This is a genomic window from Achromobacter sp. LC458, assembly GCF_001005835.2.
Classification (GTDB): Bacteria; Pseudomonadota; Gammaproteobacteria; order Burkholderiales; family Burkholderiaceae_B; genus Achromobacter; species Achromobacter spanius_B.
Genome location: NZ_LBHW02000045.1, coordinates 1 through 13,204 on the forward strand (window position 1 = coordinate 1; position 13,204 = coordinate 13,204).

Annotated in this window: 12 protein-coding genes; 2 read left to right on the forward strand and 10 right to left on the reverse strand. The window is 66.6% G+C overall.

The genetic code is table 11. From position 1 onward, the window contains the following. The 5 genes from YH64_RS25745 to YH64_RS25765 form a co-directional block, all read right to left on the reverse strand. On the reverse strand, window positions 1–941 hold a 941-nt coding region (locus YH64_RS25745; protein WP_143215542.1), incomplete at its 3' end, for a MarR family winged helix-turn-helix transcriptional regulator. 71 nt (window positions 942–1,012) lie between these two features. Continuing rightward, complete coding sequence (locus YH64_RS25750; RefSeq protein WP_046807120.1) at window positions 1,013–1,822, reverse strand: DUF1365 domain-containing protein; 810 nt, start codon at window positions 1,820–1,822, stop codon at window positions 1,013–1,015. Then, window positions 1,819–3,144 carry an NAD(P)/FAD-dependent oxidoreductase gene (locus YH64_RS25755; protein WP_082134637.1) on the reverse strand — a complete coding sequence of 442 codons (1,326 nt, stop codon included), beginning with the start codon at window positions 3,142–3,144 and terminating at the stop codon, window positions 1,819–1,821. Before YH64_RS25755 ends, YH64_RS25750 begins: the two co-directional genes overlap by 4 nt. A gap of 115 nt (window positions 3,145–3,259) precedes the next feature. Beyond that, complete coding sequence (locus YH64_RS25760; protein WP_120157612.1) at window positions 3,260–3,817, reverse strand: DNA-3-methyladenine glycosylase I; 558 nt, start codon at window positions 3,815–3,817, stop codon at window positions 3,260–3,262. A 155-nt stretch (window positions 3,818–3,972) separates the two neighbouring features. Further along, a complete protein-coding gene (locus YH64_RS25765; protein WP_046807107.1) occupies window positions 3,973–4,398 on the reverse strand; it encodes a lysozyme inhibitor LprI family protein in 426 nt (141 codons plus the stop codon). A gap of 103 nt (window positions 4,399–4,501) precedes the next feature. Here YH64_RS25765 and YH64_RS25770 point away from each other — a divergent pair, with 103 nt between their 5' ends. Beyond that, window positions 4,502–5,317 carry a metallophosphoesterase gene (locus YH64_RS25770; RefSeq protein WP_046807106.1) on the forward strand — a complete coding sequence of 272 codons (816 nt, stop codon included), beginning with the start codon at window positions 4,502–4,504 and terminating at the stop codon, window positions 5,315–5,317. Between the two features lie 130 nt (window positions 5,318–5,447). On the opposite strand, the gene YH64_RS25775 is transcribed toward YH64_RS25770, so the two are convergent. After that, a complete protein-coding gene (locus YH64_RS25775) occupies window positions 5,448–5,663 on the reverse strand; it encodes a hypothetical protein (RefSeq protein ID WP_255444748.1) in 216 nt (71 codons plus the stop codon). A 90-nt stretch (window positions 5,664–5,753) separates the two neighbouring features. Beyond that, window positions 5,754–6,803, reverse strand: coding sequence for an NADP(H)-dependent aldo-keto reductase (locus YH64_RS25780; RefSeq protein WP_046807105.1), 1,050 nt, complete (start codon window positions 6,801–6,803; stop codon window positions 5,754–5,756). Window positions 6,804–6,948: 145 nt separating this feature from the next. Between YH64_RS25780 and YH64_RS25785 the strand changes: the two genes are divergently transcribed. Further along, window positions 6,949–7,725: a hypothetical protein gene (locus tag YH64_RS25785; protein WP_046807104.1), complete on the forward strand. Its 777-nt coding sequence runs from the start codon at window positions 6,949–6,951 to the stop codon at window positions 7,723–7,725. A gap of 27 nt (window positions 7,726–7,752) precedes the next feature. Here YH64_RS25785 and YH64_RS25790 read toward each other — a convergent pair whose 3' ends face one another. The 3 genes from YH64_RS25790 to YH64_RS25800 form a co-directional block, all read right to left on the reverse strand. Further along, on the reverse strand, window positions 7,753–10,389 hold the full coding sequence (locus YH64_RS25790; protein ID WP_046807103.1) for an excinuclease ABC subunit UvrA: 2,637 nt from the start codon (window positions 10,387–10,389) through the stop codon (window positions 7,753–7,755). Window positions 10,390–10,438: 49 nt separating this feature from the next. Next, the gene (locus YH64_RS25795; RefSeq protein ID WP_143215543.1) at window positions 10,439–12,004 is read right to left on the reverse strand and encodes a hypothetical protein; all 1,566 of its coding nucleotides are present in this window, start codon (window positions 12,002–12,004) and stop codon (window positions 10,439–10,441) included. Between the two features lie 230 nt (window positions 12,005–12,234). Next, a complete protein-coding gene (locus YH64_RS25800; RefSeq protein WP_046807102.1) occupies window positions 12,235–13,104 on the reverse strand; it encodes an alpha/beta fold hydrolase in 870 nt (289 codons plus the stop codon). Window positions 13,105–13,204 lie beyond the last annotated feature (100 nt).

A 13,204-nucleotide genomic window follows, 5' to 3' on the forward strand; every position in this document is an offset into this window, starting at 1 on the left:
ACGCTGCCCCACTGCCGGCCTTCCTGCTCGTGCGTCAGCACAAAGCCCGCCGCTTCGTACAGGTGGCGCGCGGCGTCCAGCCCCTTGAAGGTCCACAAATACGTCTCGCGGTAGTGCGCGTCGGCAAACGCCAGCGCGCGCGCCAACAGCGCCCGCCCCACGCCCATGCCGCGCAGCGCATCGTCCACGATGAACCAACGCAGATGCGCCTGCCCCGCCGCCATGTCGCCGTCGATGACGATGGACGCCAGCGTGCGCCCGCCCGGCTCGGCTTCCGCGTACCGCCACATGCCCTTGCCGCGATCGGGCAAGGTTTCGGCAAACGCCGCCAGCTCCGTCGCCACCTTGCGTTCAAAGTAGACGCCAAAGCCCGAGGCCTGTGCGTAGTAGCGCGCGTGCAGGCTGGCGATGTCGCCGATGCAACCCGGGCCGTAGCCGTCGACGATCTGCTCGTCGATGGCAAAGGCGGCCGGCGCCTCGTTCGGGTTTTCGCGCGACAACGCATCCGCATACAGCGACATGAAACGAATCAGGGACTGCTGGTCGTCAGGCGTCATTCGGCGCAGCGCGTGCGACACCTGATCGGTGGCGAATTGGTCAATGCGCGCGCGCAGCGCCAGCCCGGCATCCGTCAGTGTCAGCTTCGATGAACGCGCATCGGCGCTATCGACCTCGCGGGCCACCAGCCCGGCGGATTCCAGCTTGGCCAGTTGCCGGCTGGTGTTGGACTTGTCCAGCCGCAGGATGACCGCAAGATCGCGCGCCTGAATACCCGGCTGCAAGCCGATTTCGATGATGGCGTGCACGGCGGACGGGGCCAGCTCGCTGCCCGCCAGCGACGTGCGCATGAAGCCGAGTTCGCGCACCAGCTTGCGGGAAAACTCGCGCAGGTCGCGGATGGTCTGCTCGCGGGATTGAGGGGGAAAGTCGATCAGATCCATGGCGTGCCCACTTAAAAGTTGCGGATCGCAACCAATATAATTGCGGATCGCAACCAAATCAATGGGGAATTTCAGGGGTGCTTGCGCGGCGGCGGCGCCGTCACCTCGCCGGCCGGCGCGGGCGGCTTGCGATGAAACGGCACCTTCAACAGGAACAGCCGCAACGCCTGCCAATGGATGCGCCACACCACGCCCAGCGTCATGAACGGCATCGCCGCCACCGCTTGCAGCAACGCCGCCGTGGTCAATGGCACGCTCTGGCCCCGAATGGCGGTGTGCAGCAGCGGCTGCGGCTGGGCGGGGTCGTCGTGGTAGTCAATGATGGCAGCGTGCACGCCATCGCGACGTTCAACCCGAAACCGGTAGATGCCGATGACTTCGCAGAACGGCGACACGTGAAACGCCTTGTCGCTTTGCAGCACCTGGCCGTCCTGGATGACGCCGCCGTCGGGCGCGCGCAGCACGTACTGGTGGCGCTCGCCAAAGGTGTTGTTGACCTCGGCCACCAGCACCCGCAAATCCCCCCGTGTGTCGTGCACGTGCCAGAAGCTGACGGGGTTGAAGACGTGACCGAACAGGCGCGGAAAACACTGCAACCACACCGCGCCTACGTCAATGTCCGCGCCTGCAATGGTCAGCCGCGATTGCAACCATGCCATCGGGTCGCCGCCGTCGCGCGCGCCATGGTCGGCAAAGTGAAATGCCACCGGGCGCCGACGGTTCACGCCGAACAACCACGACGCGCGGCCGTCAACACGCGGCGCCTGATCGATGCGCAGGCGCAGGCAGAACACCGGGTACGTGAAGCGGTGCGCCACCGGCCGCGTGCGTGCGTGCAACACGCGCGCGCGCATCAGTTCGATCAGGCCGTCCGCGTTCATGGCGCGGCGCCCCACGGCGGCGTCACGCCAAAGTCCGCCGCCACGCGGATGGCGGACGCCAGCCCGTCTTCGTGAAAGCCGTAGCCCGTCCAGGCGCCGCAGAACCACACGCGCGCACGGCCCTGGATCTCGGGCAGGCGCGCCTGCGCCAGCACCGCGTCGGCGTCCAGAATGGGATGTTCGTAATCGTAGCGACCCAGCACCGTGTCGGGCGCCGGTTCCTGCTGCGGGTTCAGCGTGACGATGACGGGTTGCTTGAACGGCAGCGGCTGCAAATGGTTAAGCAGATAGCTGACCGACATGGGCGCATCCGGCGACGGGCCGGCCAGATAATTCCAGGCCGACCACACCGCCCGGCGGCGCGGCAGCAGCGCGGTGTCGGTGTGCAGCACGGCCAGATTGGGCTGATAGCGCACGCGCGACAGCACATCGCGCTCGGCCTCGGTGGCATCCAGCATCGCCAAGGACGTGGGCGCGTGGCACGCCAGCACCACGGCATCAAAGTCGTCAACGTGGCCCGCCGTGCGCACCTGCACGCCGCCTCCCACGCGCTTGACGGTGTGCACCGGGCTGGCCACGCGCACCTGCTCGATGCGTGGCAGCATCGCTTGCACGTACCGCTGCGCGCCACCGTCAACCGTTTTCCATTGCGGCCGCCCCGCCACCTGCAACAAGCGGTGGTTCAGGCAGAACGACAGGAACGTGCGGGCCGGCTGCGCCAGCACCATGCTGGGCGGCGTGGACCAGATGGCGCCCGCCATGGGCAGCAGATACCAGTCGCGCATCGCCGGGCCATAGCCCTCGGCGTCCAGCAGGTCGCCCAAGAGCGCATGCGGCCCGCTGCGCGCCAGGTAAGCGGCGGCGTGGCGGTTGAAACGCAGAATGTCTCGCAGCATGCCCAGAAAGGCCGGACGCAGCAGGTTGCGGCGCTGTGCGAAGACGGTGTTGAAATTGGTGCCGGCCCATTCCAGGTCGGGTTGCGATAGCGACACACTGAACGTCATGTCGCTGGCATGCACCGGAATGGACAGGTGCTTGAACAAACGAATCAGGTGCGGGTATGTCAGATCGTTGTGCACCAGGAATCCGGTGTCCACCGGATGGGTGATGTCGCCCACCCGGACGTTGACAGTATTGGTGTGGCCGCCGACGCGTTCCTGCGCTTCGAACAAGGTCACCGAGAATTTCTCGGACAGCAACCATGCCGCGCTCAGGCCTGCCACGCCGCCGCCGATGACGGCGATGCGGCTGCCCGGGGCAAGCGGAGCAATGGTGCGCGGCGCCGGCTGGGCATCCGCGGCCGTCGACGTAAGGGTCACCATGGCGCCGCCTTGTTGGGATCCGTTGAGGCCCGATTAAACCATCAAGACGACCGATTGGGATGATGTCCGCAAAGGAAAAAACCGCCCCCCTGGCCAGGCCCACGCCAGGCGCAGGCTACGGCCTTTGGAATTGTGCGCGCGCGGCCTGGACGGCGGCGTGGCATACGCAGCCGCTCATGTGGTCGTTGACCATGCCCACGGCTTGCATGAAGGCGTACATCGTGGTCGGCCCCACGAACGTCCAGCCGCGCTTTTTCAGCGCCTTCGATAGCGTGACCGATGCGGCCGAGGTCGGGTTGCCGTTCCAGTACGCCAGGTCCACCGTCTTCGGCCGCTCGGTGGCTGCCGGCTCATGCCGCCACAGCCAGCCCGCCAGCGACCCGGTTTCAAGCGCCAGGTCCACGGCGCGGCGGGCGTTGTTGATGGTGGAAACGATCTTGGCGCGGTTGCGCACGATGCCCGGGTTGGCCATCAGCCGGTCAACGTCCTGGTCGGTGTAGCGCGCCACGCGTTCGAAGTCGAAATCATCGAACGCCTCGCGAAAGGCCTCGCGCTTGCGCAAGATCGTGATCCAGGCCATGCCCGCTTGAAAGCCTTCCAGGCAGATCTTTTCGTACAGCCGGCGGTCGCTGCCCACGGGGCGGCCCCATTCGTGGTCGTGGTAGTCAGGCATGGACGGCTGCCAGAAACAGCGCGGTGCGCCATGGGCGTCCACAATCAGGCCGGCGGCATCTTGCTCGGCGGCGCTACGCTGGGCGGCATCCCGTTGGGCGGCATTCCGCTGGGCGGCATCCCGCTGGGCGGCACTCCGTTGGGCGGCGGTAGCCGTCATTGTGCGCCGGGCACCGGGCAACTGGTGTCGCCTTCCTTGCACTTGAGGTAGGCGCGCAGTTCTTTGGTGCGTGCCTGCGTCAGCTTGTCCAGGCACTGGCTCAAGACCATGGGATAGATGCTGCCACCGGTGGCGCCACCCGACGAGAACGCGCATTCCGCATCGCGAAAAAACAGCCATGCCTTTTGCGCGGCCTGCAATTGGGTCGTCTTGGTGCTGTCGTCTTTCAGGCGGTCGATGACGCTGCGGTAGGCCGCGTTCAGATCTTTGTCGGACTGGCGATAGGCCTGGTCGGCACACAAGTTCATGTCGGTCTGCGTGGAGCCTTTGCCGCATTTGAGTGGCATGGGTTGCGGCTGCGGCTGCGCGTGGGCGCTGGCCGCCAGCAGCAGCGCGGCGGCCGTGGCGATCGCGATACGCATGGGCGTTCTCCTGTTTGTCTGTGGCGAGTCAATGGGAAAGTGTCGCATGGATGGGCCCTTGCGCGCATGTCAGCCCCCGGCCAGGTGGCCTAAGATATTGCTCATGAAAATTCAATTGCTCTCCGACCTGCACCTGGAAACCGACCCGACTTTCGTGGCAAGTCCCATACCCGGGGCCGACCTGCTGGTTCTGGCCGGCGACATCGGTTCGTACCGCCAGGGGTCCAAGCTGGCCAGCAACGATTTCGGCCTGGGCAGCTACGCCCCGCGCAACGGCTGGCCCACGCCCGTGGTGTTCGTGCCCGGCAACCATGAATACGACAACCTGGATTTCGACGAGGCCCATGAACGGCTGCGCGAGCTCTGCCACGCGCTGGACATCCAGTGGCTGGAACGCGAAACCTGCGTGATTGACGGCGTGCGCCTGGTGGGCACCACGCTATGGACGGACTTTGACGCGCTGGCTGCCGACACCGACACGTTGGGCGTGGCCCTGGCCAAGCGCGCCAAAGCATTTCGCGCCGCCGACTTCTATCTGGAAAAGGCGCAAATGCGCCGCAACGGCGCCCCCTTCATGGCCGAGCAAATGCGTGAACAGGGCCTGGCCTGCCAGCAATGGCTGACCGACGCGCTGCGCACGCCGTTCGACGGCCCCACCCTGGCCATCACGCACTTCGCCCCCACGCTGGCCAGCGCCGACCCGCGCTATGGCGTCACGCCCGGCACCGCCGGGTTCTGCAACGCGCTGGACGCGCTGCTGCCCCTGGCCGATTGCTGGATGCACGGCCACCTGCACTGCGCGCACGACTACATCAAAGACGGCTGCCGCGTCGTGGCCAACCCGCTGGGCTACGCCAAGAAAGGCGAGCAGGACGACTTCCAGCCCGATCGCCTGTGGCAAGTGCCCGCTGAAACCTGAAGCTGGCGGCAACTACCGGGTCCTGTTCGATGCAGATGTCGTCAGGTGGATGCCTGAGCCGGCTGGCAGCCAGTGAACCCGTAAGTCGGCGCAACGTGGGGGCAGTTCGTCCCCCATCAGCCGTCGCCCCCTATGGCTCCAGCCCTGCCACCGGCAACGCAAACAACACCACGGCCGGGTTCGCCAATACGAAGCCCGTGCCCGCCACGAACGCAACGGGTGACAGCAGCCGCATTGCGTCGGCGCTGGCTTGCGAATCCTGCACGGTCACGCGATAGGTCTGGTCCAGTGCAGTGGAAGTGGCCGCGCCGGCCTGCGCCACGCCAGGGGTGCCCGGCCGCGCCACGTAGCGCTTGCCCTTCAGGTGATGCGTGAAATAGATCAGCCGGTCATGGGGGTACGCCGCCAGGGCAACGCGCCCCGGCGGCCATCACAATCAAGGCGCCGGGTTCGGGTAGCGCACGTGGATGGCGTCGATCGCCTTCAACAGTTCCGGCGACAGCGTCACATCAACGCTGTCGATGTTTTCCTTGAGCTGTTCAAGCGTGGTCGCGCCGATCAGGTTGCTGGTGACGAACGGGCGCTGGTTCACCCAGGCCAGGGCCAGGTGCGTGGGCGACACGCCGTGCTCGCGCGCCAACGCCACGTATTCGGCGGTGGCCGCTTCGGCCTGCGGATTGCTGTAGCGCGTGAAACGCGTGTAGCGCGTCAGGCGCGCGCCTTCGGGCCGGGCGCCATTCAGGTACTTGCCGCAAAGCATGCCCATCGCCAAGGGCGAATACGCCAGCAGGCCCACGCCTTCGTGGTGCGTGAATTCCGACAGGCCGATTTCAAACACGCGGTTCAAGAGGCTGTACGCGTTCTGGATCGACACGACACGCGGCAGGTTCTGCGTGTCCGCATGACGCAGGAACTGCGACAGGCCCCAGGGCGTTTCATTGGACACGCCCACGTGGCGCACCTTGCCGGCGCGCACGAAGTCCTGAAGCACGGACAGGGTTTCCTCGATCGGCACGGTGTGCTCGTCCTGAACCCACGGGTAGTTCAGCTGGCCGAAGGTGGCCGTCGTGCGGTCGGGCCAATGCAGCTGGTACAGATCCAGGTAATCCGTCTGCAAGCGCTTCAGGCTGGCGTCCAGCGCTTCGGTCAAGTTCTTGCGGTCAAGAAAGGTCTTGCCGTCGCGGATGTGACCGGGGCGCTTGGGGTCACGCACCGGGCCCGCCACCTTGCTGGCCAGCACGATGTCCTGCCGGCGCTTGGTGCGCGCCAGCCAGGTGCCGATATAGGTTTCGGTCAGGCCTTGCGTTTCGGGCTTGGGCGGCACCGGGTACATTTCGGCCACGTCCACCAGGTTCACGCCGCGCGACAGCGCGTAGTCCAGTTGTTGATGGGCGTCGGCCTCGGAATTTTGTTCGCCCCAGGTCATGGTGCCCAATCCAATCAGGCTGACATCCAGGTCGGTACGGCCGAGTTTGCGGGTTTTCAAGTTCTGCTCCGTGCGGGTCTTGATAGGGGAAAGTCGACACCTTACCCCAAGATGTTGGCGTTTCGCTGACAGGCACCCGGGCATGTCAGATCTTGCCGCGGCCAGGCAATCCGCATACGCTGGCGACTGTCCGACGGGGAGCGCCATGCTGCGGAATTTCAACGAGTCCTATCTCTTCTTCATCGGCGTCATCGTATTCCTGGGCGTGATCGAACTTTGCTTCCGGCTGGGTCGCAAGCAACGCAAGCCGGCGGACGAGGCGCACAAGACGCACATCAGCGCACTGCAAACCGCCCTGCTGGGCTTGCTGGCCCTGCTGCTGGGCTTTACGTTCGCCATGTCGGTGACGCGCTTCGAGGCGCGCAAGAACCTGGTGCTGGAAGAGGCCAACGCCATCGGCAACGCGTACTGGCGGTCTCAGCTGATCGCGCCCGCCGCGCGCGAAAAGATCCCACCGCTGCTGTTGGAATACATACGCGCCGCGCTGGAACTGCACGATGCCGAGAACGACGCGCAGCGCTTTGACGCCGCCAACGTCACCACCCGCGGCATTGAACGCCAGATTCGCGCCATTACCGCCGCCAGCGCCGACAACCCGCCCGCCATCGCCACCATCATGTTCATCCAGGCCATCAACGAGATGGCCCAGGTGAACGAAAAGCGCCGCGTCGCCCTGGAAAACCACGTGCCCGAACCGGTGTTCTACCTGCTGTTCATCGTCAGCATCGGCGCCGTCGGTTTCATTGCCTACGGCACCGGCCTGCACAACCGCAGGCGGCTGGTATCCACTGGCCTGTTCGCCGCGCTGATCTCACTGGTGCTGACCTTCATCGTCGACATCGACCAACCCGGCACCGGCGTGATCCAGGTCAGCCAGGAAAGCATGGAACGCATGCAGAAGACGCTGGAAAGCGAGTTGTAGCGCACAGGCTCACCGGGTTCCCCCAAGTCAACCGCCCGCCAGCACCCGTTTCAGGAACGGCGCCGTGGCGCCCTTGCCTGCCCGGCTGACCTGCGCCGGGGCGCCTTCGGCCACGATGCGGCCGCCTTCGTCGCCCGCGCCGGGGCCCACGTCGATCATCCAGTCGCTGTTGGCGACCACGCGCAGGTCGTGTTCGACCACCACGACCGTGTTGCCGGCATCCACCAGGCCGTGCAGTTGCGCCATCAGCTTGTCCACATCGGCCGCGTGCAGGCCGGTGGTGGGTTCGTCCAGCACGTAGAGCGTGTTGCCGCGCTGGCTGCGTTGCAGTTCGGTGGCCAGTTTGATGCGTTGCGCTTCGCCGCCGGACAGCTCCGTGGCCGGCTGCCCCAGGCGCAGATAGCCCAGGCCGATCTCGTGCAGCAGGGACAGCGGACGTTGGACCGCGGGTTCGTCCTTGAAGAACGCCAGCGCTTCGTCCACCGTCATCGCCAACACCTGGGCGATGTTGCGGCCGTTCCATTCGATTTCCAGCGTCTTGGCGTTGTAGCGGCTGCCGTGGCAGACCGGACATGGCGCGTACACGCTGGGCATGAACAGCAGTTCAACGTGCACGAAGCCTTCGCCTTCGCAGGTGTCGCAGCGGCCTTGCGCCACGTTGAACGAAAATCGGCCTGCCCCATAACGCCGCGACTTGGCGGCGCGGGTGTCGGCAAACAGCTTGCGCACGTGGTCGAACAGCCCGGTGTAGGTCGCCAGGTTGGAACGCGGCGTGCGGCCGATGGGCTTCTGGTCCACGTTGACCAGCCGCTTGATGGCGTCGGCCCCTGCGTCGATGCGGCCCGTCGTGCGCGGCGGGCCATCGGCCCGCGGCAGATCGCCATCGGGTTCTTCAGCGACCGGTTCCTGGCCCAGGTGCTCGCCGATCAATTCGACCAGCGCCTGGCTGACCAGGCTGGACTTGCCCGAGCCCGACACCCCCGTCACCGCCGTGAACGCGCCCAGCGGAAAACGCGCGTCGATGCCGTGCAGGTTGTTGCGATGGATGCCGCGCAAGGACAGCCAGCCGGCGGGCTCGCGCACGGCGGCCCTGGCGGCCGGCGCGGCGTTGAACAGGTAGCGCGCCGTCAACGAATCAGGCACCTTCTTCAAGCCTGCCGGCGGGCCGCTGTACAGCACCTGCCCGCCATGCTGGCCCGCGCCCGGGCCTACGTCCACCAGCCAGTCGGCGCGGCGCAGGGTGTCCAGGTCATGCTCGACCACGAATAGGGTATTGCCCGCGTCTTTGAGTTGGTCCAGCGCGCGATGCAGCGCCTGGCCGTCGGCGGGATGCAGGCCGGCCGACGGTTCGTCCAGCACATACACCACGCCGAACAGATTGGAGCGGATCTGCGTGGCCAGGCGCAGCCGTTGCAGCTCGCCCGGCGACAGCGTGGGCGTGGCGCGGTCCATCGCCAGGTAGCCCAGGCCCAGCGCCTGCAAGGTGCCGATGCGCTCGACCAGGTCATGCGCAATGCGCTGCGCGGCAATGCGCTTTTCCGGAGACAGGTCTGGCGTGCGGCGTACATCGGTGCTGCCCGCGTGCGCCAGGCCCCCGGCCGCGACGCGGCGCGCGTTGTCCTTGCGGGTGGTGGCGCGGCTGCGCGCGCCGGCGGTGGCGGGCGCGTCGAACTGGCCCCGTGCGGCGGGCGTAAGCACCTCGGCGATGCGCGCCAGCGGCAGGCGCGACAAGCTGCCGATATCCATGCCCGCAAACGTGACGGACAGCGCCTCGGGCTTCAGGCGGCGGCCATCGCAGGCCGGACACGCCGCGCCCGTCATGAAGCGGGCCACGCGCTTTTTCATCATCGCGCTTTGCGTGGTGGCGAACGTGTGCATCACGTAGCGGCGCGCGCCGGTGTAGGTGCCCATGTAGCTGGGTTCCTGCTTGGCGCGCAAGGCGGCGCGGGTCTCGGCCGGCGTGAAGCCCGCGTAGACCGGCACCGTGGGCTGCTCATCGGTGTACAGGATCCAGTCGCGGTCTTTCTTTTTCAGCTCGCGCCACGGGATGTCGACGTCGTAGCCCAGCGTCACCAGGATGTCGCGCAGGTTCTGGCCGTGCCAGGCCGGGGGCCAGGATGCAATGGCGCGCTCTCGGATGCTCAACGACGGGTCGGGCACCATGGACGCTTCGGTCACGTCGTACACGTAGCCCAGGCCATGGCAATTGGGGCAGGCACCCTGCGGCGTGTTCGGCGAGAAGTCCTCGGCGTACAGCATGGGCTGGTTGGCCGGGTAGGTGCCGGCGCGCGAATACAGCATGCGCAACATGCTGGAAAGCGTTGTCACGCTGCCCACCGTGGAACGCACATTGGGCGTGCCGCGCTGCTGTTGCAGCGCCACCGCCGGCGGCAGCCCCTCGATGGCGTCCACGTCCGGCACGCCCACCTGGTCGATCAGGCGCCGCGCATAGGGCGACAACGATTCCAGATAACGCCGCTGCGCTTCGGCGTACAGCGTGCCGAAGGCCAGCGACGATTTGCCCGATCCGGACACCCCGGAAAACACGACCAGCGCGTCTCTCGGGATATCCACATCGACGTTCTTCAGATTGTGTTCACGCGCGCCGCGAACGCGGATGCAGGCGTCGGCGCGGGGTTTGGCGGGTGTCTTTCGTGGGCTCATGCAGCCATAGTAAAGGACACCTTGCGCGCCGATCCAGACGCGGAATCGATCACCCCAGGCGCAAGTCGGCCGCCTGATGCGCCAGGTCCAGGTACTTGCGGCGCAGAATTTCTTCGGCCTGGTCACGCGGCATCATCGGATCGTTCTCGGTTTCGTCCAGCTTCGCGGCCTGCACCAGCGACATCAGGTTGCGCGAGTTCGATTCCGACGACGGCATGAACGATTGGTCCAGCAGCTTGCCCTTGATGTACTTGGACACCTGCGTGCTTTGCGTGCGCGCTTCGTTCAGCGTTGCGGTCGCCAGCACGCCTTCCTGGTAGGCCACGTCCGTCTTGCTGCTGGTCGTGTCATGAATCTGGAAGTACAGGTAGTTCTGCGTCTTCTCATCGTCGGTCAGCGCCAACTGCACGTCCGGCGAGAACGACCGGTGATAACTGGCGGTCAACGTGGACTGCTGCGTTTGCGACACCGCCAGGTCCCAACCGGCCTTGCCCGACACCTGGCTGCTTTGCGAGGCCTGGAACGAAAAGCCGTCGATTTCCTTTGGCTTGGCCGGGTTGATGGCGTTGCGCACCTGCTCGATAGACGCCGAGAAATCCGCCAGGCCCGACAACAGGCTGCGATGCGCGTCGACGGCCGGCAAGCGGCGCGTGGTGGTGTCGGCCGCCGGAACCTGCGCGGCGCCATAGCTGCCGTGCATGGACGAGAACACATCCTTGAACGTGCTCATCAGCGCCTCGTCGCCCGAGCCCCGGCGCTGGGCGCGGTCGAACTGCTGCAAGTACTTGGCGACGGCGGCCGACTGTTGCTGGGCCGAACCCAGGGCAACGGGCTGGGTCAGGTCCACATCCACCTTGACCACGCCCATCACGCTGGACACGGTCAGACTCTTTTGCTTGGCGTCCGCCTGGAAATCCACGGTCTGCTCGGCGCCGTCGACCAGGCGCGTCTCGCGCAGGCCGATCGAGGACAGCAATGGCGAGCTGCCGTTGGCCAGCTTGGTCAGCGACCAGCGCGGCGGCACCTCGGCCAGGCCGTCCAGCGCATCCTGGAACGCACCGGACAGCGCGGCGATGGCGCGGCGTTCGTCTTCGTTCAATTCGCCTTCGGCCACGTCGATCTGCACCGACATGCCTTCCTTGCCGCTTTGCAAGGTGACCTGCACCTTGACGCCGCTGGCGGTGTCGATGCGCAGGGACACCGCGTTGTCAGCCCGCAGATCGGCTTCGGACAAGGGGCCGGCGTCGGCAGCGGCCGAGGCCGACGCCGCGATGCGCGTGGACGGCATCCACTGGGTATGGTTGGCGCCGTGGGTGCGCAAGCGATTCAGCACCGCCGCGCCCACCTCGGCGAACGGGCTGATACGGGTCCGCGCGTCCACGGACTTGGACATGGCAACGGCCAGCGCGTCCGGCACGGTGCCGGTCTCGTCGTAGACCGAGCCGGCGGCGGTGGAGACGCCCTGGCCCAGCATCACGACAGACGATCGGGAGGACGCCGTGGCGTCAGCCGACGTCGCGACCGGGGCAATGGTCTGCCCCGCGCGGATCACCGTAACGGGGGTACTGAGCGGGGCGACGCCGGTCGCGCCTGCCAACGAGCTGATTAGGGTCATGGGGCGTCCGCAGTGGGCAGTGCCTGCCCGGGTTTTTGTCTGAATTCTTGTTGGAACTGCTAACGCGTTAACGGCAGGCGCCTAGAGAAATTAACCTCGCCGGGAGCTGAAGGGGCCGAAGGGGCGGCGCAAGGCCGGCGCAAGTCCGGCAAAACAGGCGAACGGGCCGCGACAAATCCGGCCGAAACGCCTGGCCCTATCCGCGCGGGGATCCGCGCCGCTTCAGCCGGTCAGAGCTTGTGCCGGGCCAGGAAGGACTGCACGGCTTCCAGCACCACCGCTTCGTTTTCACGATGCGGCACGTGGCCGCAGCCGGCCAACGCCAGCATCCGCGAGGGTCCGCCGGCCAAGGCTACGAATTTTTCAGGATGGCGCATCGACCCGTACTCGTCGTTTTCGCCGTGGATGGCCAAGAACGGCGCCTGCACGCGCGGCAGGGTGTCGTCCAGATTCCAATCGGCGAATTCGGCCGATTGCCACGTATGCACCCAGGCGTCCAGCACCCATTGCGCCTTGTCGCCGTGGTAGCGCTTGAGGCGTTCCAGCTGGGCGGGGTCGCGAAATTGTTCGCCGGCCTCGCGGATGCCGGCCAGCGTGCGGTCTTCGACGAATTGCTGGGCGGATTCGGTGATGACGCCCGCGCAGGCCTGCGGATACGCGGCGGCGATGGCAACCGCCATGCCCCCGCCCACGCTATGGCCGAACGCGATGAAGCGCGACAGTTCAAAGTGCCGGGCCAGCGCGGCAAAGGCGTCATGCGCTTCGTCGAAAACGAAGTCGGCGTTCAACTTGCCGGGGTGCGGGTCCGACTCGCCAAAGCCCAGGCGGTCGTAGGCGATGACGGTGCGGCCGGTGGCGGCGGCAAGGTTCGCGGGGAAGTCGCGCCACAGGCCGACGCTGCCCAGGGAATCATGCAACAGGACGATTGGCGTGGCGCGGTCGGACGCAGCGGCGCCCGACGCATCGGCGCCCGACGCATCGGCGCCCGACGCACCGGCGCCCGACGCATCGGCGCCCGACCAAACCCTGGCGTGGATGCGGCCATGGGCGGTGGGAATCATCACATCCTGCGGCGTTACGGCGGTGGCGGCGGCCATCATTCATTCATCCCTTGTTCGATCACGGTATGACGGATTCTGCTGCCAACCGCGCCGCCGGGCAACTCCCCGGCGCAATTCGAACCTGGCTTACCCGGCCCGA

Bases quoted from the DNA above. Each gene is read 5' to 3' on its own strand.
- YH64_RS25765 (WP_046807107.1), bottom strand. From the start codon at position 4,398: ATGCGTATCGCGATCGCCACGGCCGCCGCGCTGCTGCTGGCGGCCAGC.
- YH64_RS25760 (WP_120157612.1), bottom strand. From the start codon at position 3,817: ATGCCTGACTACCACGACCACGAATGGGGCCGCCCCGTGGGCAGCGAC.
- YH64_RS25770 (WP_046807106.1), top strand. From the start codon at position 4,502: ATGAAAATTCAATTGCTCTCCGACCTGCACCTGGAAACCGACCCGACT.
- YH64_RS25785 (WP_046807104.1), top strand. From the start codon at position 6,949: ATGCTGCGGAATTTCAACGAGTCCTATCTCTTCTTCATCGGCGTCATC.
- YH64_RS25790 (WP_046807103.1), bottom strand. From the start codon at position 10,389: ATGAGCCCACGAAAGACACCCGCCAAACCCCGCGCCGACGCCTGCATC.
- YH64_RS25750 (WP_046807120.1), bottom strand. From the start codon at position 1,822: ATGAACGCGGACGGCCTGATCGAACTGATGCGCGCGCGCGTGTTGCAC.
- YH64_RS25800 (WP_046807102.1), bottom strand. From the start codon at position 13,104: ATGATGGCCGCCGCCACCGCCGTAACGCCGCAGGATGTGATGATTCCC.
- YH64_RS25795 (WP_143215543.1), bottom strand. From the start codon at position 12,004: ATGACCCTAATCAGCTCGTTGGCAGGCGCGACCGGCGTCGCCCCGCTC.
- YH64_RS25755 (WP_082134637.1), bottom strand. From the start codon at position 3,144: ATGGTGACCCTTACGTCGACGGCCGCGGATGCCCAGCCGGCGCCGCGC.